Genomic DNA, 26,302 nt, shown 5'->3' with positions numbered 1-26,302 from the left:
ATTATATAGACTGGCTTGTAATCAGACTAGTACAGTGTCAGGTTTAAAAGGGTGGAAAAGCTTTTGTTAAACTCCACCCCGAAATCTAACGGACCGGAGAGATCTTATCCCCACGAAAACGCCACTTTTTGCAGCGTAACGGACTCAGGCGGCCTTATTGTCTCCCTACGAGACGTTTTGGAGCCGAAGTGTAAAGGATAAGGCCCATGGAGTCCGTTACTCGCCCAGTTGGCGACTTTCTTCCCAAATAAGAGCACCTCAGTCCGTTACGCTAAGCCAAACGCCCCTGAAGAACAATCCCCGCTTGGAAAAGATGTAATTTGAAGGGTAATTGCTTCTTCTCCACTATTTTAAATCTGATGAGCTACTACGGCCTTATTACTTCTTCAACAGGTCGGCCACAAGCTCATACGAATGCAGGCGGGCAGAATGATCATAGATCTGTGAAGCGATAATCCACTCATCGGCACCCGTCTCTTCGAGAATCTGGAGCAGCCGTTCTTCGATCAGGGCCTGGTCGCCCGCAATGGAGTATTGCTGTTTACTCATAAGCAATGCTTTCTCCTGGGAGGTCCAGATTCCGTCCAGACTGTCTACAGGCGGCTGGAGCTTGCCGGTGCGGCCACGAATAATGTTCAGGAATTGCTGCTGCTGGGAAGTGGCAAGTCTGCGCGCTTCCTCCACCGTATCCGCTGCCGTAATTCCCAGGCCCACCATAACATAAGGCTTGTCGAGTACAGCTGAAGGCTTGAAGCTGGTGCGGTACAGATGCAGGGCCGGCAGCAGATAATCCGGGGCGAAGTGGCTGGCAAAAGCAAAAGGCAGACCCAGCTGGCCCGCAAGCTGAGCGCTGAAGCCGCTGGAGCCAAGCAGCCAGATCGGGATATTCAGTCCTTCACCGGGCACGGCGCGGACACCGGCCGGACGGGAGCCTGATCCTTCGGGGTCGAAATACGCCCGCAGCTCGCTAAGCTGCTCAGGGAATTCACTGCCATCGCTGCCGAGACTGCGGCGCAGTGCTCTGGCGGCTGCCTGGTCGGAGCCGGGGGCTCTGCCCAGACCCAGATCTATCCGTCCCGGATACAGGGACTCCAGCGTGCCGAATTGCTCGGCAATCACCAGCGGGGCATGGTTGGAGAGCATGATGCCGCCTGAACCTACGCGGATGGTGTTAGTTCCGGCTGCGACATGTCCGATAACAACGGAGGTGGCGGAGCTGGCAATGCCGGTCATATTATGATGCTCTGCCAGCCAGTAACGGTTATACCCCCATTTCTCAGCATGACGAGCCAAATCAAGGGTGTTATGAAAAGAATCCGCCGCCGTTCCGCCCTCCCGGATAGGGGCTAAATCCAGTACGGAGAATGGTATGTCGTGCAATTGCTTCACATGAATCCCTCCTATAGTAGATGCATTCCGCATCAGTAGCATTATTTGCAGCCATGAATCAATATACCCGCCAATTATAACATGAAATAATATAATTTACACACTTTAAGTAAGCGGCATGCGGAGAAGTGTGACTTGGAGGGAGGAAAGTACAGTTTTTTGGGAGTGAGTCTGGAGTGAATTTGAAGTAATTTGAACAGAATTTATGTTGAATTCGGACTGTACTAATAACTCATCAAGCGCTCAGCGGACAAAAATGTAAGCGCATAACAATTTGCTTGCCAATTTAAGGGAGCCTTGCTATAATCGCTTTGAAAAGCTTTTCTAACTTAAGCGGCTAGGCCAATCCTGATAAGGAGGGCACACGTTTCGGGCTAAAAGAATCAAGAAGGAAGTCAGACTATGAAGCCAACAATCAGAGATGTTGCCAAGATGGCCGGAGTATCCATCAGCACTGTGTCCCGTGTAATGAATGCCCCGGATACGGTCGTAGAGAGTAAGCGCAGCCGGGTCATTGAAGCGATAGAAGCGCTCAAGTATCAGCCGAATGCATTCGCACGGGGGTTAATTTACAGGAAGTCATTCACTCTCGGGCTACTCATTCCCGATATTGAGAACCTGTATTTCGCAGGGGTGATCCGGGGAATGCAGGATGCCTGCATTAAGCTCGGTTACAGTCTGATGATCTGCAATACAGACCGTGACAAGGAGCGGACATTATCCTATATGGATACTTTTCATGAGAAACAGGTGGATGGTGTTGTGTTCGCCAGCGATATTCTGCACCCTGAGTATTATGAGAAGCTTATAGGCTGCCGAATTCCATTCGTGCTGGTCTCCTCCCATTCCGATGAGTACGAGGTAGCATCGGTCGAGGTGGATGATGAGAAGGCGGCGTATGATGCTGTGAAATTCCTGATTGAGCTGGGGCACCAAGAGATTGGGATGATTGGTTTCAATCATGATAATTCGGTGTCCGGGCCACCGCGGATGGCGGGGTTCGTGAGAGCCTTGAGCGAATCGGGGCTGGAGCGTAATATCGGGAAAATCAAGTACGCGAACCACCGCTTTGAACACGCCTATCAGGCAACGCATGAGCTGTTCACAGAATATCCGGAATTAACGGCTGTATTCTGTGTAGCGGATGAGTTCGCCATGGGAACGATCTCTTACTTAAAGGACCGCAATATTCTTGTTCCCGGGCAAGTGTCGGTCATCGGCTTCGACAATCTGCGGATGTCGGGGATGTTCATTCCGAAGCTGACAACAATCGCACAGCCTATCTATCAGCTGGGGTACCGGGCGGCCGAGAAGCTGCATGAATTGCTGACCACGGGCAAGGTGGCTGTCATGAAAGAGAAGATGGAGCATAAGCTAATCGTAAGAGAATCCTCGCGTGAGAAATGAGATGTAGTTCCTGCGGGCTGAAGCACGGCTGCCTGGGGATAGGGCAGCACGGTTTCTTTACGCTCTTCTGAAAAGCTTTTCAGAGTGACGCGTTAGAGGAATGTGAGCGAATCGTTTCGGGAACCGTTTCAGGAACTGTTTCAGGAACCGTATCCACTGAAGAAGGTACTAACTGACTATTGGAAGCGCATACATTATTGTGAGATATGGAGAATGTACGTTTGAATTAGCGGTGTTAATGGGTGTGGGTGCCTGTTGTCTGTGAATTAGGTTAAGGAGGTGGGTTACTGCTCTGCCGGAAGGGGTTCCGGTAATGAAGCTGGTTCAATGCAGTCTCTAAAAACAATTAAAGGGGATGTATGAAACAATGAAGAAAGCTCCAGCACGTAAACTGTCACTTGCGATGGTGTTGTGTCTATCCTTCACCATGATGCTCAGCGGCTGCGGCGGGAATAACACCGCTGCGCCAACGAAGGCCCCGGCGGTTACAGAAGCTCCCACAGCAGCACCTTCGGCAGATAACAACGCAGCATCAACAGATAGTCCAGATCCCGCTGCGGCAGGAAGCCCGTTGGATTTGGCAATGAAGGGTGAATATAAAGGCACGAAGGTCACGATGTTCGGCCCGTTTGTCGATGCGGACCAGGTGAAGTTCGAGAGCAGCATTAAGGAATTTGAAGAGAAAACCGGCATTGATATTCAATACGAAGGCTCCAAGGAATTCGAAGCTACGATTAATATCCGGGTCGATGGCGGCAATGCGCCGGATATCGCGGACTTCCCGCAGCCGGGCCTGCTGGCCTCTATTGCCAAGACCGGCAAGGTCATTGATCTGACCGGGGTGCTGGATCAGGCGAAACTGACGGCCAATTACAATAAGAGCTGGCTGGATATGTCCACCATGGACGGCAAGGATGGCAAGATTATGGCCGGGATCTGGAACCGCAGCAATGTGAAGAGCCTGGTCTGGTATCCGAAGAAGCAATTTGACGAAGCGGGATACACAGTTCCGCAGACCTGGGATGAAATGATGGCCCTGACGGAGCAAATCGCCAAAGACGGTGATCCAGCCTGGGCAATCGGTATTGAGAGCGGTGCGGCAACCGGCTGGGCGGCAACCGACTGGGTAGAGAACATCATGCTGCGGACCACGACGCCTGAGAATTACGATAAGTGGGTAAGCGGTGAGCTTCCGTTCACCTCGCCGGAAGTGAAGAACGCGGTGGAAGTGATGTCCAAGATCTGGCTGAATAAGGATTATGTCTACGGCGGTGCTAAATCCATTGTCACTACTGCATTTGGCGATGCTCCGAAGCCGATGTTCGAGAATCCGCCCAAAGCCTGGTTCAACCTGATGGGGAACTTCATTACCAGCTTTTTCCCGGAAACGGCTAAGGTGGATACAGACTATGACTGGTTCTATCTTCCGCCGATTGATGAGCAGTACGGCAAGCCGGTCCTGGTGGCAGGCGACATCTACGCTATGTTCAATGACCGCCCTGAAGTACGCGCTGTAATGGAGTTCTTCACTACTGGCGAATCGATCAAAAGCTGGGTGCAATCCGGCGGTGTCATTGCCCCGATGAATGATGCTTCCCTGGATTGGTACCAGTCCGAATCTGACCGCCGGATGGCGAAGCTGGTGCAGGACGCTTCGACCCTGCGCTTCGATGGCTCGGACCTGATGCCAGGCAAGGTGGGTGCAGGTACCTTCTGGAAGGGCATGACTGACTATGTGAGCGGAACCGCTACGCTGGATCAGGCCCTGGAGCAGATTCAGTCAGGCTGGAAGAACTAAGAAGCAGGCAGCACGGGACTTAGACACCAATAAGCTGAAGGGGCGGTCTTGAGCAATCAGGCCTGCCCCTCAGCTGGTGGTAACGGGTGCTTATGAAGAGGGCTCTGCTCTAACAGAGCCTATAGGAGGAACCGATATGGATGCACAAATAAGGCCGGAGCCGGGTGCCGCCGGGGCGCAGGCCAATCAGAGAATCAGCGGCAGGGCAGTCCTGCTATCGCTGGGCGTCTTGCTTGCGAATATTGTGGTCAACGGGCTGATTTTCCTGTTTTTCCGCGATTCAACGCTTCAACCGCTGCTGACAGCGGTGCTCGCAGTGTTGTGGGGCGTGCTGGGCGTATATCTGATCTACTACACCTTGACCTGGGCCGTGGAGCAGTACCCGGACCATGTCCGCAGGAAGGTGCTGCCATATGTTTTTGTCGGACCGGCTGTCCTTATTCTCGGTTGGCTGCTGATTCTGCCTGCCCTGCGGACGCTGTACTTAAGCTTCTTCAACGCGTCATCCGAGAAGTTCGTCGGGCTCAGCAATTACGCCGCCATCTTCAGCGACCGTCTGATGGCTACGGCTCTGCGCAACAACCTGCTCTGGGTGTTCGTGGGCACGCTGGCCTGTGTCTGCTTCGGGCTGCTGATTGCCATTCTTGCCGACCGGAGCAGCTATGAGCGGATCGCCAAATCGATTATTTTCATGCCGATGGCTATTTCCTTTGTTGCCGCCGGGGTCATTTGGAAGTTCGTCTATTATTATCAGCCGGGCGATGAGCAGATTGGACTCTTGAATGCGATTGTGACCTATTTCGGCGGTGAACCGCAGGCCTGGACGAGTATGCTGCAGCCGTGGAACAACTTCTTCCTTATTATCATTCTGATCTGGATGCAGACGGGGTTTGCGATGGTTATTTTCTCAGCGGCCATCAAAGGAGTGCCCGAGGATATTCTGGAGGCTGCACGGGTGGATGGCGCGGGTGAGGTGAAGATCTTTTTTGGCATCATGATTCCTTACATCTCTACGACGATTCTGACGGTGACCACCACGATTATTGTCTTTACGCTGAAAATATTTGACGTTGTCATGGTGATGACAGGCGGTCAATACGATACAGAAGTTGTAGCGACGCAGTTCTACCGGCAATTCTTCATGTACCGCAACTTCGGCTACGGCTCTACGCTGGCTATCGTGCTCCTGATCGCGGTATTGCCTGTTATCCTTATTAATCTGCGGCAGTTCCGCAAGCAGGGGGGATTCTAATGGTGGGCACCAAGAAAAAAAAGGGCAGCAAAACGGCCGTCAATCTGATTCTGGGCGTCATCTGCTTCCTCTGGATTCTGCCGACCTTCGGACTCTTCGCCTCCTCCTTCCGTCCCGCAGCGGATATTCTGCAGACGGGCTGGTGGAAGGTGTTCCCCCATCAGGAATGGAAAGCGGGCGGGACGGTGCAGCTTCCCAAGGAGGTTGATCTGCGGGAGCCGATTGAGGTGAACGGCAAGACCTATACGGATGAACAGCTCAAGGCAGGGGTGAAGGCGGATGGCAGCCGCCTGATGTGGGAGAACCGCAGGGCACGCACGGTGAATATGCAAGAGCAGGGCTGGCAGGCGGTGCCTGACCTCACGCTCGACAACTATAAGAATGTGCTGTCCGGCAAGGAGTACACACTCAAGGAAGCGGACGGCAGTGAAACGGTGCAAAAGGGGAGCGGATTGTCGCAGGCGTTCTGGAATACACTGACGATTGCTGTTCCGGCGACGGTGATTCCGGTGCTGATCGCCTCTTTTGCCGCCTATGCCTTCGCCTGGTTACGGTTCCCCGGACGCAAGACGCTGTTCGTCATTATTATTGCGATGCTGGTCATTCCAATTCAGGTTGCGCTAATTCCGGTACTCAAGGATTACACGGCGCTTGGGCTGAACGGCAGTTATCTTGGAATCTGGCTGGCACATACGGCCTTCGGGCTGCCGCTGGTTACGTACTTCATGTACAACTTCATCAGCCAGCTGCCAAAGGATCTGTTTGAATCAGCTTTTATTGACGGCGCCAGCCACTTTACTATTTTCAGCAGACTGATTCTGCCGCTCTCCGTGCCCGCGCTCGCTTCCATCGGGATCTTCCAGTTCCTCTGGGTATGGAATGATTATCTGGTGTCGCTGATCTTCATCGGGAACCAGCCGTCGGTGCAGGTCATGTCGATGAAGATCGCCGATCTGGTCGGCTCGCGCGGAAATGACTGGCATCTGCTGACCTCGGCAGCCTTTATCTCGATGCTGATGCCGCTGGCGATCTTCTTCCTGCTGCAAAAGTATTTCGTCCGGGGTCTGATGGGCGGCTCAGTCAAAGGCTGATCTGCGGCTGGGACAAGAGAAGCCGGCAATCGGGAGGAGAATACGAAGATGAGACCGGAGACAAATACGGAGATAAGTACGGAGATGAAAATAAAGATGAAGTCCTGTGAGTATCCTTCCCCCTTATACCCTTACAGAGAGTGGAGTATTGAAGAGGAACACTACGAGGATGAATACAATCAGCGGAGCGAGAGTGTCTTTGCACTAGGCAACGGCTATATCGGTATGCGCGGGAATTTCGAGGAAGGCTATCACGGCAAGGCGGGGGCTTCGGTAGCCGGAAATTATCTGAACGGCTTCTTTGATTCTGAGCCGGTTGTCTATCCTGAGGGGGCCTTCGGGTACCCCTCCCGCAACCAGGCCATGCTGAATGTCAGCAATGCCCGTATCATCCGCCTCAGCATCGAAGGCCATGAGTTCCGGCTGGATCAGGGGAAGCTGCACCGGTATAAGCGCCGGCTGGATATGCGCAGCGGTATGCTGCACCGGGAGCTGGAGTGGGAATCTCCCGCCGGGCACCGGGTACTGCTGGTGATCCGCCGGATGGTTGCCTTGACGCATAAGCATCTGGCCGCTATCGACTATGCGGTGACGGCGCTGAATTTCTCCGGGACACTGAAGTTCGATTCTGCGGTGGACGGGGAGATTGCCCGGCCTGAGGTTACCGGTGACCCGAGGCTGGGGGCGGGCGGCGGCGAATCCCGCCTGCTGCTGGAGGATACCGGATATGACGCTGCCGCCCGGAGGCTGTGGATGAAGCAGCGCACCCGCCACACGCGGTTTGCGCTGCTGACCGCTGTCAGCCATGCGCTGCAGGCGAAGTCCGGGCGCGAGATGAGCCACCAGCTGATAGGACAGCGCATCTCCGTCTGTTATGCCGCTGCTGTCCGCAGCGGGGAGACGGTGACGCTTACCAAATATATAACGTATCACACCTCCAGAGATTATAGGGAGGAGGATCTGCCCGGACGGAGTGCTGAGGCCCTGGCACTGGCCAAGGAGCTGGGCTTCGCCGGTCTGGCCGAGGAGCAGCAGGCGTATCTGGACAGATTCTGGGCCCATGCGGATGTGGAGATTAGCGGCGATCCTGCACTCCAGCAGGGCATCCGCTTCAATGCTTATCAGCTGCTGCAATCCGTGGGCCGGGACGGAGCAACGAACATCGGAGCCAAGGGCCTGACCGGCGAAGGCTATGAGGGGCATTATTTCTGGGACACGGAGATGTACATGCTGCCGTTCTTCACCTTCACGCAGCCGGAGATCGCCCGGGCGCTTCTGGAGTTCCGGTATGCTACGCTCGGTAAGGCCAGGGAGCGGGCGGCGGTCATGTCGCAGAAGGGGGCGCTGTACCCGTGGCGGACGATTGACGGCGAGGAGAACTCCGCCTACTTCCCTGCAGGTACTGCCCAGGCGCATATCAATGCCGATATTGCCTACGGTCTGAAGCAATATGTCCAGGCCACCGGCGATATGGAATTCCTGGTTAACCGGGGGGCAGAGATACTGTTCCAGACCTCGCGGTTCTGGGCCGATCTGGGCCACTATAACCCCGCGCGTGGAGGTGCCTTTTGCATTGATGCAGTAACAGGGCCGGATGAATACACGGCGATTGTGAATAACAATGCGTATACCAATCTCATGGTGCAGGATCAGCTTCAGTATGCCTATGAGACGGCTCTGCTGCTTCAGCGGGAGTATCCGGCGGATTACGAACGGCTGCGGCAGGCGATCGGACTAACTCTTGAAGAGGCAGAGGGCTGGAGAGAGGCCGCAGCACGGATGTTTATTCCTTTTGACGAGCAGTTCGGGATCTATGCCCAGGATGATACCTTTCTGAGTAAGCAAAAATGGGATTTCGAGCATACTCCTGCGGATAAGTATCCGCTGCTGCTCCACTATCACCCGCTGGTGATCTACCGGCATCAGGTGCTGAAGCAGGCTGATCTGGTAATGGCCCTGTTCCTGCTTGGTGACAAGTTCAGCCTGGCGGATAAGCTCCGCAACTACCATTATTATGAGCCGCTGACAACGCATGACTCCTCGCTGTCTCCTTGCATCCACAGTATTATGTCTGCCGAGATCGGCGATCTGGCCGGGGCATACCGTTATTTCAGCCGCACGGTGCGGATGGATCTGGACGATATCAACCACAATGCCAAGGACGGGCTGCATATGGCGGCGATGGCCGGGTCCTGGATGTCGATTGTGAACGGCTTCGGCGGTATGCGGCTGGCTCAGGGGGAGCTGGGCTTTGCCCCTGTCCTGCCGGAGCAGTGGGAGAGCTACCGCTTCAAGGTTACAGTGGGCGGTCAGCTGCTGGAAATCTCCGTTGAACGTGAGGCGGTAGTGTATACGCTGCTGGAGGGGACAGCGCTTGAGATCAGGCATAGGAAGCAGCCGCTGCGGCTGCTTCCGCAGGAGCCGGTGAGGATGTCGCTGGCGCAGCGGCTGGAGGCCGTGATCTTCGATCTCGACGGCGTGATTACAGATTCCGCCGAGGCTCATTATCTTGCCTGGCAGGCCCTTGCAGATGAGCTGGGTATCCCCTTCAGCCGGGAAAAGAATGAACGGCTGAAGGGCGTCAGCCGGATGGAATCGCTGGAGATTGTGCTGGAGGGCAGCGGCCTTGCGAAGCTGCCTGAAGCCGGGAAGCTCCGGCTGGCGGAGCAGAAGAACGATCATTACCGGCAGATGATCGGCCGTATCACCCCGGCGGACCTCCTGCCGGGTATCCGGGAGCTGCTCGATTCCCTGCGCGAGCGGGGAATCTCCGTGGGGCTGGCCTCGGCCAGCCTGAATGCGCCGCTCATTCTGGAGCGCCTCGGCGCAGCCAGGTGGTTCCAGGCCGTTGCCGACCCGGCTGCGCTCCGGAAGGGCAAGCCCGATCCGGAGATCTTCCTGCAGGCGGCAGAGCGGCTGGGTGTTCCGCCGGGCAACTGCATCGGCGTGGAGGATGCAGCCGCAGGCGTGGCCGCGATCCGGGCGGCGGGCATGAAGGCTGTAGGCATCGGGTCGGCCGAGCAGCTTGGCGCGGCCGACCTGGTGCTGCCCACTACGGCGGAGCTGGACGCCGGGAAGCTGCTTAAGCTGTTCGCGCGTTAGCCGCGTGTGGAAGGCAGTATCGGGCTGCGAGATGCTGTGCGTATAGTAAGGGAGCAGGGGCGTGGCAGGATGTATGCCGAAAACCGAACACATTGTGCTGCGAGAAGGCACGCGGCCGCAATGTATGCGAAAAACCGAATATATTGTGCTACGAGAAGGTGTGCGGGCCAAATGTAAGCGAAAAACAGAATACAATGTGCTAGTGCGAGGGCTAGTGGGCCGAATGTATGCGGAAAACCGAATACAAATTGCGGCGAGAGGCCACATTGGCTCGATGTATGCGAAAAACTGAATACAATATGATGGCGAGAAATAGAACGTTATTTACTCAAAAGTTGCTGTCTTCATAATTACACACCATTTACTATGAGATTTTTAAAAAGCCTCTGCAGGTATGCAGAGGCTTTTTGGCTAGTACCTCATCAGATTTAAAATAGTGGAGAAGAAGCAATTACCCTTCAAATTACATCTTTTCCAAGCGGGGATTGTTCTTCAGGGGTGTTTGGCTTAGCGTAACGGACTGAGGTGCTCTTAATTTGGGAAGAAAGTTGCCAACTGGGCGAGTGACGGACTCCATGGGCCTTATCCTTTACACTTCGGCTCCAAAACGTCTCGTAGGGAGACAATAAGGCCGCCTGAGTCCGTTACGCTGCAAAAAGTGGCGTTTTCGTGGGGATAAGGTCTCTCCGGTCCGTTAGATTTCGGGGTGGAGTTTAACAAGCTTATCCACCCTTTTAAACCTGACACTGTACTAGCAGGGCATGAGCTCTAAAGAAGTGAATACATTTATAAATGCGGCGATGGTTGGAGTTTAGTTCGAAGCGAAGCGAACTTTCGTTGATAGATGTATTCTGTACAATTAAAAACCGTAAAATGGCAGGGTTACCTCTTTTAAGTGTAATCTATACAACTAAATTTGCTCGAATGGGCGAGAACCAGGTACAGCTGGAATTTTAGTTGTACGAAATACAGCTAAACGGACTTTTGGCGGTACATCAGACGATTTAGTTGTACGGAATACAGTTAAGTACCTTACCACTCGCGCCTTTATCGGGTACAGCCAGCAAACCCTCAGCCCCCACCTACTTTAAGTGGCAGCCTTTCCGGGTTGTAGTCCCCTCAAGTAGTAGCCCCCTCCTCCAGCTCCACAGGCAGAATGTGCGCAGCGGCTACGCTGTGGCCCTGCACCTGCTGCAGGATCAGGTCCACGGCGAGCTTGCCGATTGCTTCCATTGGCTGGCGGATGGTGGTGATCGGCGGGTCGAGCAGGCTGCGGAGCATGATGCCGTCATAGCCGACGATCTTCACATCCTCCGGGACGCGCCGTCCTCTGGTGCGGCAGGCCTTCAGGGCATAGGCGGCGATGATATCGCTGCCCGCAAAAATCCCGTCCACCTCAGGATGCTCCGCAAAGAGCTGCCCGAGCAGCTGCTCGTAAGCTTCGAAGTCGAAGCTGTTGTTGTCGGTATGGAGGGTGACATACTCCAGATTGTGCTGCTTCGCCATATCCTCGAAGGCCACACACCGCAGATGGGATAAGATATTCAGCTTGGGATGCCCGCCGATATGGGCGAGGTGCCGGCAGCCCTTTTGAATCAGAAGAGTGGTAGCCAGCTTGCCTCCCTCATAATTATCCGAGCAGACATAAGGGATATCCGGTGAGATCTGCCGGTCGAAGGTCACCAGCGGCAGATTCATCTGCCGGTAGGCTTCCACCTCCAGTGTATGGCTGCCCATAATAATCCCGTCTACCCGGCTTGCGCGCAGCATGTGGATGTATTCCTGTTCCTTCTGCTTGTCCTGCCACGAATTGCAGAGCAGCAGCTTATAGCCTTCCCGATAGGCATGTTCTTCAATATGACTGGTTAATTCGCCGAAAAAAGGCAAAGACACATGCGGAATAATCAGTCCGATGATGTTGGATTTCGAGCGGCTAAGGGAGCGGGCCAGTTCGTTCGGCCGGTAATTCAGCTCCTCCATCGCCTGGTGAACCTTGTGCTTCAATTCCTCGCTTAAGTAACCCCTGTTATTCAGTACCCGGGATACGGTGGTTGCCGATACGCCAGCCTTTAGCGCAACGTCTTTAATGGTCGGCATGGCCTGGCCTCCTGTCTGAGCAGTCAACTGCAGATTCATTCTAACGTGAGCGGCCGGCTCTGTCCAATATCGACGGCTGCTGTCGCTTTTTGTTGTTTCTAAAAACACCTTTTCCCCCTATAATTGTATCAAAGCAGTCCCCGTAATGAAGCCCCATGTATACATTATCCTTCAACTTGTCAGATTCCGATTATGAGATAGATGAACGGGAGTGTGCGAATGAGTGTAGATCATATTCATCTCAGGTTGTTAAGAAGCTTGCTTGTGCCTCTGCTGATCTTCCTGTGTACAACAGCCCCGGCAGGAGCTGCATTCGCTGCAGCCGAGGAGCTTCCCGCCCGGAACGTGCTGGTGCTGCATTCCTATCAGAAGGGCTTTGCCTGGACCGATGACCAAAGTGCCGGAATAGAGGAACGTCTCAAGGGCACAGCTAATCCCCCCGTCATCTACACTGAATATATGGACTGGAAAAGGTACCCCACGCAGGGGAACCTCGAACATTTCTACGAAACCATCCGCTTCAAGTATCAGAACATCCCTATTCATACGATCATCACAACGGACGATGCGGCGCTGAGCTTCGCGATGAAGTACCGCCATGAGCTTCTGAACGATGCTCCGATTATTTTCAGCGGGGTCAACGAGCTGGGGGTGGACAGCCTACCGGATAAGCGCAACATGACAGGCGTTATTGAGAAAATCGATGCGGCGCCCACCATCCGCATGGCCATGGACCTTAACCCTTTGCTGAAAAAGGTGTATGTCGTCTTCGATAATTCGGAGAGCGGGCTGTCGACCGGCCGGATGGTGATGGATCAGATTAGCTCCTTGAATCCGGGGCTTGCGCTGTTCCCGATGAACCGCATGTCAATGGAACAGATCAAAGCTACGGCATCGGCGCTGTCCCCGGACAGTATTGTGCTGATGACTACATATTATAGTGACTCTACCGGAAGAATTGTGGAGTTCGACAGGTTCGCAAGCGAGCTGGGCAAGAGCAGCAGTGTTCCGGTGTATCATATCTATGATTTTGCATTGAATCATGGCGCCTTCGGCGGGAGCCTGATCAGCGGCAGAATGCAGGGGCAGACGGCGGCCGATCTGGCGCTGCGTATCCTGAAGGGGGAGCGTGCCGGGGATATCCCGGTGGTGACCGACAGTAATGTACGCAAGGTGTTTGATTACAATGAGCTGCAGCGGTTCAAGATATCACCGGATAAGCTGCCGGAGGGCAGCGAAGTGATTAACGAGCCGTTCTCCTTCTATCAGACGTACAAGGTGCTGGTGCTGAGCATTGTGGCTGCTTTTGCGGTGCTGGTGGCCTTCATTATGGTGTTGTTATTCTATGTGCAGCTGGTCAGAAGGATTAGAAGCAACCTGGAAAAAAGCAATGAACGCTTCAGCCTGGCAACCTACGGCTCGGATGCGGTAATCTGGGACGTTGATATGTCTACGATGATCTATTATTTCTCGGACAGCTGGTATGAGGTGCTAGGATATGCCCGGGATGAGCTGAATGAGAGCCGCGGCGGCTGGCGGGATATTCTCCATCCGGAGGATGCCGAGCAGGAGAACCGGCTGCGTATCCAGCATCTGGAGGGTCGTTCTTCTTACTACTACGCTGAATACCGGATGCGGAGCAAGGCAGGCGAATACAAGTGGTTTCAGGCCCGGGGCAAGGTGCTGCGTAATGCGGGCGGCGGATATATCCGGTTTGCCGGGTCAATGGTGGATGTCACGGACCGCAAGGGTTATGAGAGTAAGCTGCAGACGAGCTATCAGGAGCTGGAATCGACCTATGAGGAGCTGACTGCCCTGCAGGATGAGCTGCTGGAGCAGTATAACAAGGTGGTGGAGAATCAGGCGCTGCTGCAGACCAGTGAGGAGAAGTACCGGCTGCTGGCTTATAATGACGTGCTTAGCGGTCTGCCGAACCGGCTGTCGTTATCCGAGGAGCTGGAGCGGTTCATTGAAGAGCATTCCGGCGGCCATGCGGCGCTGTTCTTCCTGGATCTCGATAACTTTAAATACATTAATGACTCCATGGGCCATACCTTCGGGGATGAGCTGCTGGTGCAGGTCGGGGAACGGCTGCTTAGCCGCTCTGACGGGCGCAGTAAGCATTTCCGCTTCGGCGGCGATGAGTTTGTGATTCTGTTCAAGGATGTGGCGGAGGCAGGTGAGGTGATCCGCTATGCGGATTCCCTGGTACAGGGCTTCATGGAGCCGTTCCAGCTTCATGCAAGTGTGGTGCATATCACGGCCAGTATCGGGATTGCCCAATACCCGGAGAACGGGAATAGTGCGGAGGAACTCCTGAAGAATGCCGACATTGCCATGTACAAGGCCAAAGAAGCGGGCAAGGGCAGCTATATGATCTACGGGCAGGAGATGCAGCAGTATTTTGACGAACGGATGATTATTGAGAATCACTTAAGAAGCGCGGTCTCCAATAATGAGCTGTCGCTGCATTACCAGCCGCTGGTGGATACCGGCACAGGTGAGCTCTGGGGCTTCGAGGCGCTGATCCGCTGGAACAGCCCGGTGCTCGGCTTCGTCTCCCCCTTATCCTTCATCCGCATTGCCGAGGACTGCCGCCTGATCGTTCCCATAGGTGAGTGGGTGCTGCGCGCCGCCTGCCGGTTCACCAAGGATCTGCAGAATCAGGGCTATGAGGGCTATCATATCTCGGTTAATATCTCGGTCATTCAGCTGATGCTGGATGACTTCACGGAGATGGTGCTGAGCGTGCTGGAGGATACCGGGCTTGCGCCGGAGTATCTGGAGCTGGAGATTACAGAATCCATCTTCATGGAATCCTTCGAGGCGATAAGCTCCAAGCTGGAGGCGCTCAAGGAGAGGGGCATTGGGATTGCGCTGGATGACTTCGGAACGGGCTATTCCTCACTCAGCTATCTGAAGCAGCTCCCGATTACTACCCTGAAGATCGACAAGTCCTTCATCGACAGCATCGATACCCCGAACAATAGGTCGCTGGCCAGCTCCATCGTCACCATCGGCCATGATATGGGACTGAACGTTACGGCTGAAGGGGTAGAGACCCCGGAGCAGCTTGCTTTTCTGGAGCGGACCCGCTGTGACAAGATTCAGGGCTACTATATCAGCAAGCCTATTCCGGAGAAAGAGGTCGCGGGCTGGGTGGCTGGGCGGATGGCGGGTTGAGGTAACTGGGTATGGGAAATGTATTTTAATTATCTTATGTGTGTACAAATAGTGGATAAATTCTAATGATAAAGGTATAATTCACACTTAAGTGTACACACTTATTTGAATGTGAGTACATTTATTTTGAGGAGGTGTTAATGGTGTCTGAAGCTGGAGATATAGATTACATTCATATTAAAAAAGGATTTTCAGAGATTTTGGAGCATCTCAATATGCAACAAGAGGATTTTTTTGAATTAATTTATCGTTATCCTAATATAAAAAATCTGGATGGGCTTATAGAGGCTATCAAGTCTGCGACTGGGAGTGAAGCTGAAGCTGAACTCTATCCGGAGGTTATAGATCTGTTTAAAACATATAATGGGATTGCCAACGGCACCATTCTCAAAGAAAATCAGGTCAGCTACTACAAGCTTCGTAAGCTCGAAGAAAGGGGGGAGATTATCAGACTGAAACGTGGACTCTATGCGCTTAGGGATATTAATTATGTTGTAGATGAGATCGTGGAGGCTTCCCTCCTTGTGCCTAATGGTGTCCTTTGTTTGTACTCAGCTCTTGCCCACCATGAACTCACTACGTATACTCCGGGTGAATATAATTTTGCGGTATCCCGTAAGTCCAGAAAGCCTTTGCTCCCGGAATATCCGCCTATCCGACTTTTCTCATACGACGATGTTTCCTTTACTATGGGCCTTGAACAAATCGATAAGGAAGGTCATATTATCAATGTATACAATCTGGAGCGGACCATTTGCGATATCGTGAAATACAGAAATAAGCTGGATGCAAATGTTGTGAAAGAAAGTCTCAATAACTACTCTTCCAGTAAAAGAAAGAATTACACCCGCCTGCTTAGATATGCAGATAAACTGAGGGTAAGATCAATTTTGGATAGTTATCTGGAGGTGCTGTAGATAGTTACAAATACTGCTGCTTCAATTATTGCCAGACTAAAAAATGTTGCCCGAGATCATAAAAAAACCTTCAATGTGATTTCTATGATTTATTTTCAGGAACGCTTTTTGAAACGTTTATCGATGTCTAATTATAAAGATAATTTCATTCTTAAAGGTGGAGTGTATTTATATTCTATAACCCAATTTAAATCCAGACCCACAAGAGATATGGATTTCTCAGGCTGGAGAATGAATCAGGATATAACGATGTTGACAACTATCATTACTTCTATATGTAAGTTGCAACCCGACGATGTTGAAGATGGGATTATATTTCTTACAGATCAAACCGTATCTGAAATCATCAAAGAGGATTCAGAGTATGAAGGTGTGCGAATCAAGGTGCCTTGTTTGCTTGGCAATATGAAGGAGGTACTCCAACTCGATATTGGTTTTGGTGATGTAATCATACCAAGTCCCCAAACCATCGATTTTCCTGTCCTGTTATCTGTTATGGATAGGCCGGAAATCTTGGTGTATACGAATGAATCTGTTATTGCGGAGAAATTCGAAGCTATGATTTCCCTCTCTTTGGTGAATAGCAGGATGAAGGATTTCTTTGATATCTATACGCTGGCTACTACTACGCCGTTTGAAGGGATTCGGTTATATGAAGCGGTGTCTGAGACGTTTAAACGGAGAGCTACTCTGACTGAAAGAAGACATGTCGTTTTTACAGCTGAATTCTATACAGATAGACGCAGAAATGCGATGTGGGAAGCATTTATAAGAAATCTGAAATTGGAACACTCACCCACATTCCGAGATGCAATGGAATTGATACATACTTTCCTCGGTCCTGTTTATCATAACGTGCTCGACGATAAAGAATTTTTTGGAGACTGGAATTATCAATTATTGAAGTGGGACAATAACTAGAATAACCCGAGCGGCACAAAGGAAACCTTCCTTCTATATAAAAGAGGTTTCCCTGCTGCTCCTGCCCCGGCGCTATTTCAGCAGCTTCCGCGCCAGCTTGACCTTGCTGCCGTAGGGCGGGTAGACAATGCCGAGGTCCAGACGGGTGCCTCGCTTAACAATGCTTTTGTGATGGGAGAAGAGGTCGAAGCTGTATTTGCCGTGGTAGCCGCCGATCCCGGAATTCCCGACACCGCCGAACGGCAGCCGGGTGCTGGCTACATGGGAGATGGTATCGTTGATGCAGCCGCCGCCGAAGGACACCTCGGTCATCACCTGTTGCTCCACCTGCTTATCGCGGGTGAACAGATAGAGAGCGAGTGGCTTCGGACGGGCGTTGATGCTCTGGATGGCCTCCTCCAGCCGGGTATACTCCATAATCGGCAGCACAGGCCCGAAGATCTCATCCTCCATGGAAGCGTCACTCCAGGCCGCCGGATAGATCAGAGACGGCTCGATATATAGCTCCTCGGGAATGACCGTCCCGCCCAGAATCAGCTTATCGCGGTCCCGCTCCAGCATCTCCCCGATCCGCCGCAGCTGGCGTTCATTCACGATCCGTCCGTAGTCTGTGTTCTTCCGGATGTCTGTGCCATAGAAATCAGTGACGCAGCGCTTCATCCGCTCAATCAGCTCGGCTGCTACCTCCCTATGGACCAGCAGATAATCAGGCGCAATACAGGTCTGTCCCACATTGATCAGCTTCCCCCAGACAATCCGCTTCGCTGCAGTCTCCAGGTCGGCGCTCCGGTCTACGATTACTGGGCTTTTGCCGCCCAGCTCAAGGGTGACGGGTACCAGGTTCTTCGCCGCCGCTTCCATGACAATTCTGCCGACAGGCACACTCCCGGTGAAAAAAATATAATCGAACGCCGCATGAATCAGCAGATTCGTCGTTTCCTTCTCACCCTGTACTACCCGGATATAGGCGGGATCAAAGGTCTCCCGGATCATGTCCTCAATGACAGCGCAGGTAGCGGGCGTGCTTTCAGAGGGCTTCAGTACGGCGCAGTTCCCGGCGGCAATGGCGCCGATTAGCGGCTCGATCAGCAGCTGGAACGGGTAGTTGAACGGCCCGATAATTAGCACCGTCCCGTAAGGCTCGGCTATGATTCTGCTCCGTGCCGGGAACAGGTGCAGCGGTGAGCCTACCTTCACCGGCTTCATCCAGCGCCGTAGATGCTTCATCATATAGCCGATGCTGTCCAGCGTGAATCCGATCTCTGTGGCGTAAGCCTCGAATTCGCTTTTATGCAGATCCTGGTTCAATGCAGCGATAATCCGGGCTTCATTTCGTGAGATGGCATCCTTCAGCTTCTGAAGCTGCTCCAGCCGGAAGCCGGGGGTTCTCGTGACTCCGCTGGTGAACCATTGTCTATGCTCAGCCAGCAACCGGTCGATCTGTTGTGCAGTGTATGGTGGCATGCTTGTATCCTCCTTGGTTATTTGCGGTTCCTATAGATTGCCTGCCGAAGAGGGCAGAGTCTGGATGTAATCATGCATCCGGCTCCGGTTCAGCAGGGTGATTTCATTGCCCTTGAATTCGATCCAGCCCTGGTCGCGCAGGAATCCCAGCTCCCGCGACAAGGAAGGGCGGGCTGTATTCATATGCTCGGCCCATTCCTTCCGGCTGAAGGGGAGCTTCAGCCGATCGGAATCCTGCTGCTCTCCCTGCTCCAGCAGGAAGTCTACGATACGGCGGCGCAGCGGCCCGGCGGACAGGTTCTCGATCTTCCGGTTCACGAGCACCAGCCGCTCGGACAGATTCTCGATGAAGCGGGTTAGGATATCGGTGTCGGCCGCGAATAATCTCAGCAGCTCCTGCTTGCTGATGAACATCACCTTGCAGGGGCCAGTGGCTGTCACGGTGGCGGGCACGGTGTTATTCCTGCGGAATAATACAGCTTCGCCTATGGTCTGCCCTTCCTTCAGGTGGGCGATGGTTACACTGCTGCCGGTAGGGTGTGTCTTCTGCACCTCAATGCGGCCGGAGAGCAGAATACCAAGCCGGTCCGCCGGATCACCCTCTGCCAGAATAATCGCATTCTTATGGTAGGAGCTGACAGCGTAAGCCAGTGTATGCAGCAGCTGTTCGATCTCATCTGCGGACTTTCCGCGAAATAGCAGGCAGGATTGCAGCGAAGCAGGCTCCGGTCTCATACTTTTCCTCCCGATGTGTTGTAATTGGTAACATTCGTTACCGATTGATAGACGAAAGTCTACTACAATTAATGGTAACTGTAAAGGCGAGGCACAGAGCGATTCCATTAATGATAAGGAGTGATCCAGGTAATGAGCGAAATGTTTTGTTTCCAGTGTCAGGAGGCAGCTAAGGGGACGGGTTGTACGATTCAGGGGGTGTGCGGTAAGACCAGTGAGGTAGCAAATCTGCAGGATCTTCTGGTGTATACACTTAAGGGTATTGCCATCTTCGCGCGCAGCGGGCGTGAGCTGGGGATTACTGATCCGGTGACGGAGAAATTTATTATAGAGAGCTTGTTCGCTACCATTACCAATGCCAATTTTGTGCCGGAATACTTCACTGCGAAGGTCCGGGAAGGACTGGCCCTGCGGGATCTGTGGCGCAGCAGAGTGGCTGATGCCGGAGTGATGGCCTATTTGTCGGAGCATGACGCGGCGAACTGGAATGCAGTGACCGATGAAGAGCTGATGGACAAGGCGGCAACGGTAGGTGTGCTAGCTACAGAACATGAGGATATCCGCTCTTTGCGCGAGCTGCTGACCTATGGCCTGAAGGGGATGGCTGCTTACATGGAGCATGCTGCGGTACTGGGCTTCTATGAAGCAGGAGCACATGCTTTTATGGAAAAAGGCTTGGCAGCTGCGCTGGATGACAATCTGAGCGGCGGTGAGCTAACGGCTCTGGTGCTGGAATGCGGCAAGTTCGGCGTGGATGTTATGGCGCTGCTTGACCGTGCGAACACCGCAGCCTACGGCAATCCGGAGATTACCACAGTCAATATTGGGGTAGGCACGAACCCTGGTATTCTGATCAGCGGTCATGACCTCAAGGATATGGAGGCGCTGCTGAAGCAGACCGAGGGTACCGGAGTGGATGTGTATACGCACAGTGAGATGCTGCCGGCCCACTACTATCCGGCCTTCAAGAAGTATAGCCACTTAGTAGGCAACTACGGCAATGCATGGTGGAAGCAGAATGAGGAATTTGCCAGCTTCAATGGTCCGATTCTGATGACTACGAACTGTATTGTGCCGCCGAAGGACAGCTACAAAGACCGGCTGTACACGACAGGCAACACCGGGTATCCGGGAATTCAGCATATCGCGGCAGGCGCGGATGGAGAGAAGGATTTCTCGGCGCTGATTGAGCAGGCCAAGAGCTGCAGCGCTCCGGTGGAGATTGAGACAGGCGAGATTATCGGCGGCTTCGCGCATGCGGCTGTAATGAATGTCGCGGATCAGGTGGTTGGAGCAGTAGAGAGCGGCGCCATCAAGCAATTCTTCGTCATGGCTGGGTGCGACGGACGGATGAAGAGCCGGAATTATTACACCGACTTCGCAGCAGAGCTGCCGAGTGATACGGTGATCCTGACCGCCGGCTGTGCCAAATACAAATATAACAAGCTGGCGCTTGGCGATATCGGCGGAATTCCCCGTGTACTTGATGCCGGCCAGTGCAATGACTCCTATTCCCTTGTGGTCATAGCGCTTAAGCTGAAGGAAGTGTTCGGTCTTGCAGATATCAACGATCTTCCGATCTCTTATAACATTGCCTGGTATGAGCAAAAAGCGGTGATTGTACTGCTGGCGCTGCTGCATCTGGGCGTGAAGAACATTCATCTGGGTCCTACACTTCCGGCCTTCCTGTCGCCTAATGTAGCTAAGGTTCTGGTAGATACCTTCGGCATCGGCGGTATTACTACGGTACAGGAAGACATGGAGCGGTTCATTGCTGCGGTATAATGCAATACAGCTTCAGCATTAGCCAAAATACACAAAAGCGAGTCTCCGTATACGGGGGCTCGCTTTTGTGTATGGATATGAACGTCACCGTCAGCGCTTACGGCAGCCGGTAGACTGCAAACGGCTCGCCGGTGCGGAAGGCGGCGCTGGCCTGGTCAAGCTGCTCAAGTATTTCCGCATCCGGTGAAGCGGAGAGACTCAGCAGATTATGTTGTACCTGCTCTACAGTAGTTGCACCGACGATCACCGTGGAGACGGCGGGCCGGTTCATCAGCCAGGCCAGGGATAGAGCTGCAGGTGAGGTGCCCAGTCGCTCCGCAATGGCCTGAACCTGCTCCCCGAGCGAGATGCGCTCCGGGGTAAGGAAGCGGCGGAAGTTCGGATCGGTCTCTGCTCTGGAGCCGGCAGGGGCTTTGCTGCTGCCAGTATATTTGCCGGTAAGAATGCCGCCCGCCAGAGGGAAGTATGGGATGATGCCCAGACCCTGATCCAGGCAGAGCGGAAGCAGCTCCGCTTCGGGCGTGCGGTCAGCCAGCGAATAGCTGCACTGGATAGAGATGTATTTCGCGAAGTGCCGGGCTTCGCTGATTCCAAGCGCCTTCATCAGCTCCCAGGCGGCATAATTGGAGGCTCCGATATAGCGCACCTTGCCTGCGGAGATCAGATCATCCAGCGTGCGCAGCGTTTCCTCCAGCGGTGTGTAGGGGTCGAAGGTGTGAATCTGATACAGATCCACATAGTCGGTCTTCAGCCGGCGCAGGCTGCCCTCCAGCTCCTGCATCAGATGATGGCGCGAAGAGCCGCTGCCGCCGGGTCCCTCATGCTTCGGCAATCCGGCTTTGGTCGCCAGCACTGCGTTATGGCGTTTGCCTTCAAGCGCAAGGCCGATGATCCGCTCCGATTCAGAGCCGGCATAGATATTGGCGGTATCGATGAAATTGATGCCCTGATCCATAGCGGTGTGCAGAATGCGGACCGAGGTCTCCTGATCTGCCCGTTTGCCGAAGGAATTGGTTCCAAGACCCAGGGCGGACACCTGCAGGCCGCTATTGCCCAGACGGTTATATCGCATGCGCTCACTTCTCCTTATATAGTAGTAGTCTTAGCAGGAATCACGCACAAGCAGCTTGCCGCCGGACTCCAGGCGGCTGTCCTGTGACCGGGCGAGATTAATCACCGCATGCTCCTCCTGGAGCAGCTCAATCTCCTCACCCAGCTTAAGCAGCAGCCTGGAGAAGCGGCTTAGGACACTGTCCGTGATGTACCCGGTGAATTGTCCCGGATGGGCGAATACCTCAAGCATCTGCCAGAGCTGGTCCGTGCCGGAGCCGAACGCCCCGTTCATACGGCTTAGCGCAGCCTGAAGATCACGGATCAGGCTGCCCAAGTGGCTGTATTTATCCTCCAGCAGCAGCATGACTACCAGGCCGTAATTCACGGATTGCTGGCGGGATTCCACATTCTTGGCCAGCTGGCGCGCTGCCTCAAGCAGTCCGTCCGTCTCTGTCCGCAGCAGGCATGCGAGGCTGTGCAGACGATGCTGCATTACCCCGGCGTGTCCGGCGTACAGGCCGCTGCCGGTGACCTGGCCGCTAACGTAAATACTGCCGGTGGCTATAATTGTAGATTGGCGGATATCGCCATAGACGTACACATTCCCGAGGGCTTCAATTCGTACAGGTCCTTCCAGATCTCCCGGTACAATGATGTCACCTGCGAACATAACATCGCCCGCAGGATCTGTCATCTCTCTGGCCAGAAGACTGACCGGAGGGAAGTCACATATCCGGACGCTGCCGCTTCCTCCGCAGATACGGGGCCTGCCGGTGTGCCGGGCTACGATATTACCACAGGGAAGGAGCTTGGCATGATTACCGGCAGCAAAGTAGATATCCTGCGGCGGGGGAGGGGGCAGGACCCTTCCGTCTGTGTCGAGGCCGGGAATGCCTTCTTCCGGCGGCAGCTTGCGGGCGAAGACTTCGCCTGCAAAGGCAAAGGGGGCTCCCGGGAAACGGAGATACTCCAAGGGTTCCGCAGGCTTCTGACCCCGGGCTCCCTGTCCCTGAAGCATCCGGTTCCCCTCAAGTGTATGCTCAGGCAGCAGGAATTCCAGCCGGGCTTCCTTGCCGGGCAGCGGGGCTCTGCCTTCAGCGATGCATACGGGGAGATATGTAGGGTTCGTAAGCTCCGCGTACAGGGCGGGAATGTTCAGGTTGCGCAGAATAAAACGGTTGTCCAGTGAGGCGATAATCTGTTCTATGGTGAGCGTGGACAGTAGCATCGCCGGATTGGGCTGGGCACGGACGACCGCTTCGAAGGCGGCGGGGCAGTTGACCAGATTCCAGGCGTACTTCTCTGCACGGTATAAAGTGAAGTGGACCTTGAGCTTGTCAGGCGATACGGTAATTTCATATTGCGGCTTCTCACAGATCTCCCAAGTGATATAATCCGCTCTGGTCACCTCGGTTGGCTCTGTAACGGTCTTCCAGTTGATCTTCAGGACAACAGGGTGGACCGCAGAAATGCGGGCGGGAGCACCTCCGGGGAGCGGGGGAGTAATGAATATCTGGTTGTCCTGCACGAGGATAATTCCATTCTTATCTCCAGTTGTCCCGTCAGAAGCTCGGCCCTCCACAGAGAATGAATCCAGGAGACCTTTACGTTCGAGCATCAGGGACTCTACGAATTCATATCGGCTTGGTTCGATATCCTGCTGCGGCATGGTTGTAACCTCACTTTTTCGTATGATCAATGGCAATTCGTACAGAAAAAGAACATCATCAAGCCTGGGAGGCTTTCCCTCCGGAACAGCTGGCTTAAGTGGTCTCTATTGGCAGCCTGGCAACCGTAAACGCAGATTCCGGCGTTCTTAGGCCCATAGCTTTGCGTCCTGCCCTTTCGGGGAGTTTGCCTTTAGAAATAGATCAATGATATACATCCTGTAGAGGTGGGAGTTATGGTCGACTGTAATCGACAAAAAGAGTCATAAATAGTTCTTACGCGTCATTAACTTCTGCAAACAAGCTTAATTCTAGTACTTAAAGAGCTATTTTTCAACTATATTATGCCTATTTATCAAAAAACTCGAAATATGCAGCTCTATTTCGACAAAAAAACTGGTTTCCCAGCGCTTACAGCTTATGGAAGAGGCAGGGGGAGGAAAGTATGAGCATTCAACTGTTGGGACACCCTGGGCTTGGTAAGACTCGGAGTGTTCTTTTTTAATAAGCGGTTTTGCGAGTGTTAATGTTATGTGTATGTTAACTATGTAAATAAACACAAACATTCAGTGTATTATTTCGTAATAAAACCGAAGACATCGCAAATTCATTGTAATATAATCTAACTCATACCAAGGAAACACGAATTAATGTTAACTAATATGACATTAATAGAGATAGCGACATCAGGAGAGGAGCATAAACCATGCAGATTGCAGCAACACCTTACATCTGGCCTTATGACGGGGCTGTGGACCCGGCGAAGACAGCGCTGATGATTATCGACATGCAGACGGATTTTTGCGGCAAGGGCGGTTACGTCGAGAGAATGGGTTATGACCTCTCATTAACAGCGAGGGCGATCCAGCCCATTCAGCGGCTGCTGGCCCGTATCCGGGACATCGAAGGCTTCACCGTGATCCATACCCGCGAGGGGCATAAGCCGGATCTGTCGGATCTGCCGGCGAACAAGCGGTGGCGCAGCCGCCAGATCGGGGCCGAGATCGGCTCCGAAGGACCGGCGGGACGAATCCTCGTGCGGGGGGAGCGCGGCTGGCAGATCATTGATGAGCTGGCGCCTGCCCACGGAGAGTACATTATAGACAAGCCGGGCAAAGGGAGCTTTTACGCAACGGACCTGGACCTGATCCTGAAGAATAAAGGAATTACCCATCTGATTCTGACCGGTATTACTACCGATGTCTGTGTACACACCACGATGCGGGAAGCCAATGACCGCGGGTACGAGTGTCTGATCCTTGCAGATTGTACAGGAGCGACGGATGAAGCGAATCACCTGGCGGCGCTGAGTATGGTTCAAATGCAGGGCGGAGTGTTCGGCAGTGTAAGTGATTCACAAGCGGTGCTGAAGGCGCTGGAGCAATACTAAATCATTCATAAACGGGGGAATAACCATGTGGAACAAGTCCAGAACAAAAGCGCTGATGCTGTTAACCTCGCTAATGCTGCTCCTGACCGCCTGCGGTAACAATACGGAAGCCGGGAAGGCTGAAGGCCAGGGAGTGGAAGGCTCGGGCGAGCTGAAAAAGGTGGTGCTCCGGCTGAAGTGGATTCACCAGGCGCAGTTTGCCGGCTTTTATACCGCAGTGGAAAAAGGCTTCTATAAAGAAGCGGGGCTGGATGTTGAGATCCGCCCGGGGGGCTCGGATTTCCCGGCTGTGCAGATGGTAGCTTCCGGCAGTGAGGAGTTCGGAGTTACCGGTGCCGACCAGATCGTCATCGCCAGAGAGAAAGGCGTCCCGGTCAAAGCGTTGTCCGCGATCTACCGCAAAACCCCGTTCGTTATGTTCACGCTCAAAGAGTCCGGGATCAAGACGATGGAGGATCTGGTCGGGCAAAAGGTAGGCATTAAGCTGGGCGGCAATGAAGAGCTGACCTTCCGTGCCATGGAGAAAAGCGCGGGCATCGACCCTTCGCAAATCGAAGAGATGCCGGTCAAATATGATCTGAGTCCGCTGTTAACCGGTCAGGTCAAGGCTTGGCCCGGATATGTCATTAATGAAGTGCTGGCTGTAGAGGAGCAGGGCAAGGAAGTGAATATTATCGACCCGAACGACTACGGCATCAATTTCTATGCCGATACCTTGTTCACTACGGAGTCTATCATCAAGAAGGACCCGGAGATGGTCACAAGCTTCGTGCAGGCGTCTATGCAGGGCTGGGATTATGCAGTGAAGCATCCGGAGGAGGCAGCCGAATTTGGTCTGAAGTATGGCGAGAAGCTGGATCTGAAGCATGAGGTCAATATGATGAAGGCCAGCATTCCGCTGCTTGATCCGGAGAAGCTCCCGCTGGGCTCAATGGACGAGGCATCTTGGGAGACATTGCAGAAGAATCTGGTCGAGCTGGGATTTGTGAAAAAGGAGCAGGACATCGGCGGATTGTTCACCAACGAGTTTTTGAAATAAGGAGGGGACCGA

Annotated in this window: 17 protein-coding genes and 1 riboswitch; of the genes, 11 read left to right on the top strand and 6 right to left on the bottom strand. The window is 53.5% G+C overall.

All coding sequences use genetic code 11. The features are described from left to right. Positions 1-378 precede the first annotated feature (378 nt). Entirely contained in the window at positions 379-1,422 is a 1,044-nt protein-coding gene (locus tag NST26_RS31460) for an LLM class flavin-dependent oxidoreductase (RefSeq protein ID WP_445165052.1), read from the bottom strand. Between the two features lie 369 nt (positions 1,423-1,791). Between NST26_RS31460 and NST26_RS31455 the strand changes: the two genes are divergently transcribed. The 5 genes from NST26_RS31455 (at position 1,792) to pgmB (ending at position 10,039) form a co-directional block, all read left to right on the top strand. Further along, a complete protein-coding gene (locus tag NST26_RS31455) occupies positions 1,792-2,796 on the top strand; it encodes a LacI family DNA-binding transcriptional regulator (protein WP_339252128.1) in 1,005 nt (334 codons plus the stop codon). A gap of 367 nt (positions 2,797-3,163) precedes the next feature. Continuing rightward, the gene (locus tag NST26_RS31450; RefSeq protein ID WP_340980658.1) at positions 3,164-4,594 is read left to right on the top strand and encodes an ABC transporter substrate-binding protein; all 1,431 of its coding nucleotides are present in this window, start codon (positions 3,164-3,166) and stop codon (positions 4,592-4,594) included. A 136-nt stretch (positions 4,595-4,730) separates the two neighbouring features. After that, positions 4,731-5,846: a carbohydrate ABC transporter permease gene (locus tag NST26_RS31445; RefSeq protein WP_051478249.1), complete on the top strand. Its 1,116-nt coding sequence runs from the start codon at positions 4,731-4,733 to the stop codon at positions 5,844-5,846. Beyond that, positions 5,846-6,937 (top strand): carbohydrate ABC transporter permease, encoded by a 1,092-nt coding sequence (locus tag NST26_RS31440; protein ID WP_036728111.1) that lies wholly within the window; start codon positions 5,846-5,848, stop codon positions 6,935-6,937. The genes NST26_RS31445 and NST26_RS31440 overlap by 1 nt, the downstream gene beginning before the upstream one ends. A gap of 48 nt (positions 6,938-6,985) precedes the next feature. Further along, positions 6,986-10,039 (top strand): beta-phosphoglucomutase, encoded by a 3,054-nt coding sequence (gene pgmB, locus NST26_RS31435; protein WP_340980657.1) that lies wholly within the window; start codon positions 6,986-6,988, stop codon positions 10,037-10,039. 1,119 nt (positions 10,040-11,158) lie between these two features. Here pgmB and NST26_RS31430 read toward each other — a convergent pair. Continuing rightward, entirely contained in the window at positions 11,159-12,136 is a 978-nt protein-coding gene (locus NST26_RS31430; protein ID WP_036728113.1) for a LacI family DNA-binding transcriptional regulator, read from the bottom strand. 219 nt (positions 12,137-12,355) lie between these two features. Between NST26_RS31430 and NST26_RS31425 the strand changes: the two genes are divergently transcribed. The 3 genes from NST26_RS31425 (at position 12,356) to NST26_RS31415 (ending at position 17,157) form a co-directional block, all read left to right on the top strand. Further along, positions 12,356-15,319, top strand: coding sequence for an ABC transporter substrate binding protein (locus NST26_RS31425; protein ID WP_340980656.1), 2,964 nt, complete (start codon positions 12,356-12,358; stop codon positions 15,317-15,319). Between the two features lie 140 nt (positions 15,320-15,459). Beyond that, positions 15,460-16,236 (top strand): type IV toxin-antitoxin system AbiEi family antitoxin domain-containing protein, encoded by a 777-nt coding sequence (locus tag NST26_RS31420; RefSeq protein ID WP_340980655.1) that lies wholly within the window; start codon positions 15,460-15,462, stop codon positions 16,234-16,236. Positions 16,237-16,344: 108 nt separating this feature from the next. Then, complete coding sequence (locus tag NST26_RS31415; protein ID WP_340980654.1) at positions 16,345-17,157, top strand: nucleotidyl transferase AbiEii/AbiGii toxin family protein; 813 nt, start codon at positions 16,345-16,347, stop codon at positions 17,155-17,157. 72 nt (positions 17,158-17,229) lie between these two features. Here the strand turns inward: NST26_RS31415 and NST26_RS31410 are convergent, their stop codons facing one another. Further along, entirely contained in the window at positions 17,230-18,621 is a 1,392-nt protein-coding gene (locus tag NST26_RS31410; protein WP_340980653.1) for an aldehyde dehydrogenase, read from the bottom strand. A gap of 30 nt (positions 18,622-18,651) precedes the next feature. After that, entirely contained in the window at positions 18,652-19,356 is a 705-nt protein-coding gene (locus NST26_RS31405; protein ID WP_340980652.1) for a Crp/Fnr family transcriptional regulator, read from the bottom strand. Between the two features lie 132 nt (positions 19,357-19,488). Here NST26_RS31405 and hcp point away from each other — a divergent pair, with 132 nt between their 5' ends. Further along, positions 19,489-21,141, top strand: a complete 1,653-nt coding sequence (gene hcp, locus NST26_RS31400; protein ID WP_340980651.1) for a hydroxylamine reductase — start codon at positions 19,489-19,491, stop codon at positions 21,139-21,141. Between the two features lie 97 nt (positions 21,142-21,238). Here hcp and NST26_RS31395 read toward each other — a convergent pair whose 3' ends face one another. Next, a complete protein-coding gene (locus tag NST26_RS31395; protein WP_339252111.1) occupies positions 21,239-22,213 on the bottom strand; it encodes an aldo/keto reductase in 975 nt (324 codons plus the stop codon). 30 nt (positions 22,214-22,243) lie between these two features. Beyond that, positions 22,244-23,863 (bottom strand): flagellar assembly protein A, encoded by a 1,620-nt coding sequence (locus tag NST26_RS31390; protein ID WP_036728120.1) that lies wholly within the window; start codon positions 23,861-23,863, stop codon positions 22,244-22,246. Between the two features lie 107 nt (positions 23,864-23,970). After that, a riboswitch (cyclic di-GMP riboswitch) is annotated at positions 23,971-24,063 on the bottom strand. 504 nt (positions 24,064-24,567) lie between these two features. On the opposite strand from NST26_RS31390, the gene biuH reads away from it, so the two are divergent. Together biuH and NST26_RS31380 are read left to right on the top strand one after the other, a co-directional pair. After that, the gene (gene biuH / locus NST26_RS31385; RefSeq protein WP_036728124.1) at positions 24,568-25,251 is read left to right on the top strand and encodes a biuret amidohydrolase; all 684 of its coding nucleotides are present in this window, start codon (positions 24,568-24,570) and stop codon (positions 25,249-25,251) included. A gap of 25 nt (positions 25,252-25,276) precedes the next feature. After that, positions 25,277-26,290 carry an ABC transporter substrate-binding protein gene (locus NST26_RS31380; RefSeq protein WP_340980649.1) on the top strand — a complete coding sequence of 338 codons (1,014 nt, stop codon included), beginning with the start codon at positions 25,277-25,279 and terminating at the stop codon, positions 26,288-26,290. Positions 26,291-26,302: the final 12 nt, after the last annotated feature.

The sequence above is a fragment of the Paenibacillus sp. FSL R7-0128 genome (assembly GCF_038002245.1).
GTDB lineage: Bacteria > Bacillota > Bacilli > Paenibacillales > Paenibacillaceae > Paenibacillus_AQ > Paenibacillus_AQ silagei.
This window is presented reverse-complemented; position numbering and strand designations above follow the sequence as displayed.

Bases quoted from the DNA above. Each gene is read 5' to 3' on its own strand.
- NST26_RS31440 (WP_036728111.1), top strand. From the start codon at position 5,846: ATGGTGGGCACCAAGAAAAAAAAGGGCAGCAAAACGGCCGTCAATCTG.
- hcp (WP_340980651.1), top strand. From the start codon at position 19,489: ATGAGCGAAATGTTTTGTTTCCAGTGTCAGGAGGCAGCTAAGGGGACG.
- NST26_RS31450 (WP_340980658.1), top strand. From the start codon at position 3,164: ATGAAGAAAGCTCCAGCACGTAAACTGTCACTTGCGATGGTGTTGTGT.
- NST26_RS31420 (WP_340980655.1), top strand. From the start codon at position 15,460: ATGGTGTCTGAAGCTGGAGATATAGATTACATTCATATTAAAAAAGGA.
- NST26_RS31405 (WP_340980652.1), bottom strand. From the start codon at position 19,356: ATGAGACCGGAGCCTGCTTCGCTGCAATCCTGCCTGCTATTTCGCGGA.
- NST26_RS31425 (WP_340980656.1), top strand. From the start codon at position 12,356: ATGAGTGTAGATCATATTCATCTCAGGTTGTTAAGAAGCTTGCTTGTG.
- NST26_RS31455 (WP_339252128.1), top strand. From the start codon at position 1,792: ATGAAGCCAACAATCAGAGATGTTGCCAAGATGGCCGGAGTATCCATC.
- NST26_RS31390 (WP_036728120.1), bottom strand. From the start codon at position 23,863: ATGCCGCAGCAGGATATCGAACCAAGCCGATATGAATTCGTAGAGTCC.
- NST26_RS31460 (WP_445165052.1), bottom strand. From the start codon at position 1,422: ATGCGGAATGCATCTACTATAGGAGGGATTCATGTGAAGCAATTGCAC.
- pgmB (WP_340980657.1), top strand. From the start codon at position 6,986: ATGAGACCGGAGACAAATACGGAGATAAGTACGGAGATGAAAATAAAG.
- NST26_RS31445 (WP_051478249.1), top strand. From the start codon at position 4,731: ATGGATGCACAAATAAGGCCGGAGCCGGGTGCCGCCGGGGCGCAGGCC.
- NST26_RS31430 (WP_036728113.1), bottom strand. From the start codon at position 12,136: ATGCCGACCATTAAAGACGTTGCGCTAAAGGCTGGCGTATCGGCAACC.
- biuH (WP_036728124.1), top strand. From the start codon at position 24,568: ATGCAGATTGCAGCAACACCTTACATCTGGCCTTATGACGGGGCTGTG.
- NST26_RS31395 (WP_339252111.1), bottom strand. From the start codon at position 22,213: ATGCGATATAACCGTCTGGGCAATAGCGGCCTGCAGGTGTCCGCCCTG.
- NST26_RS31380 (WP_340980649.1), top strand. From the start codon at position 25,277: ATGTGGAACAAGTCCAGAACAAAAGCGCTGATGCTGTTAACCTCGCTA.
- NST26_RS31410 (WP_340980653.1), bottom strand. From the start codon at position 18,621: ATGCCACCATACACTGCACAACAGATCGACCGGTTGCTGGCTGAGCAT.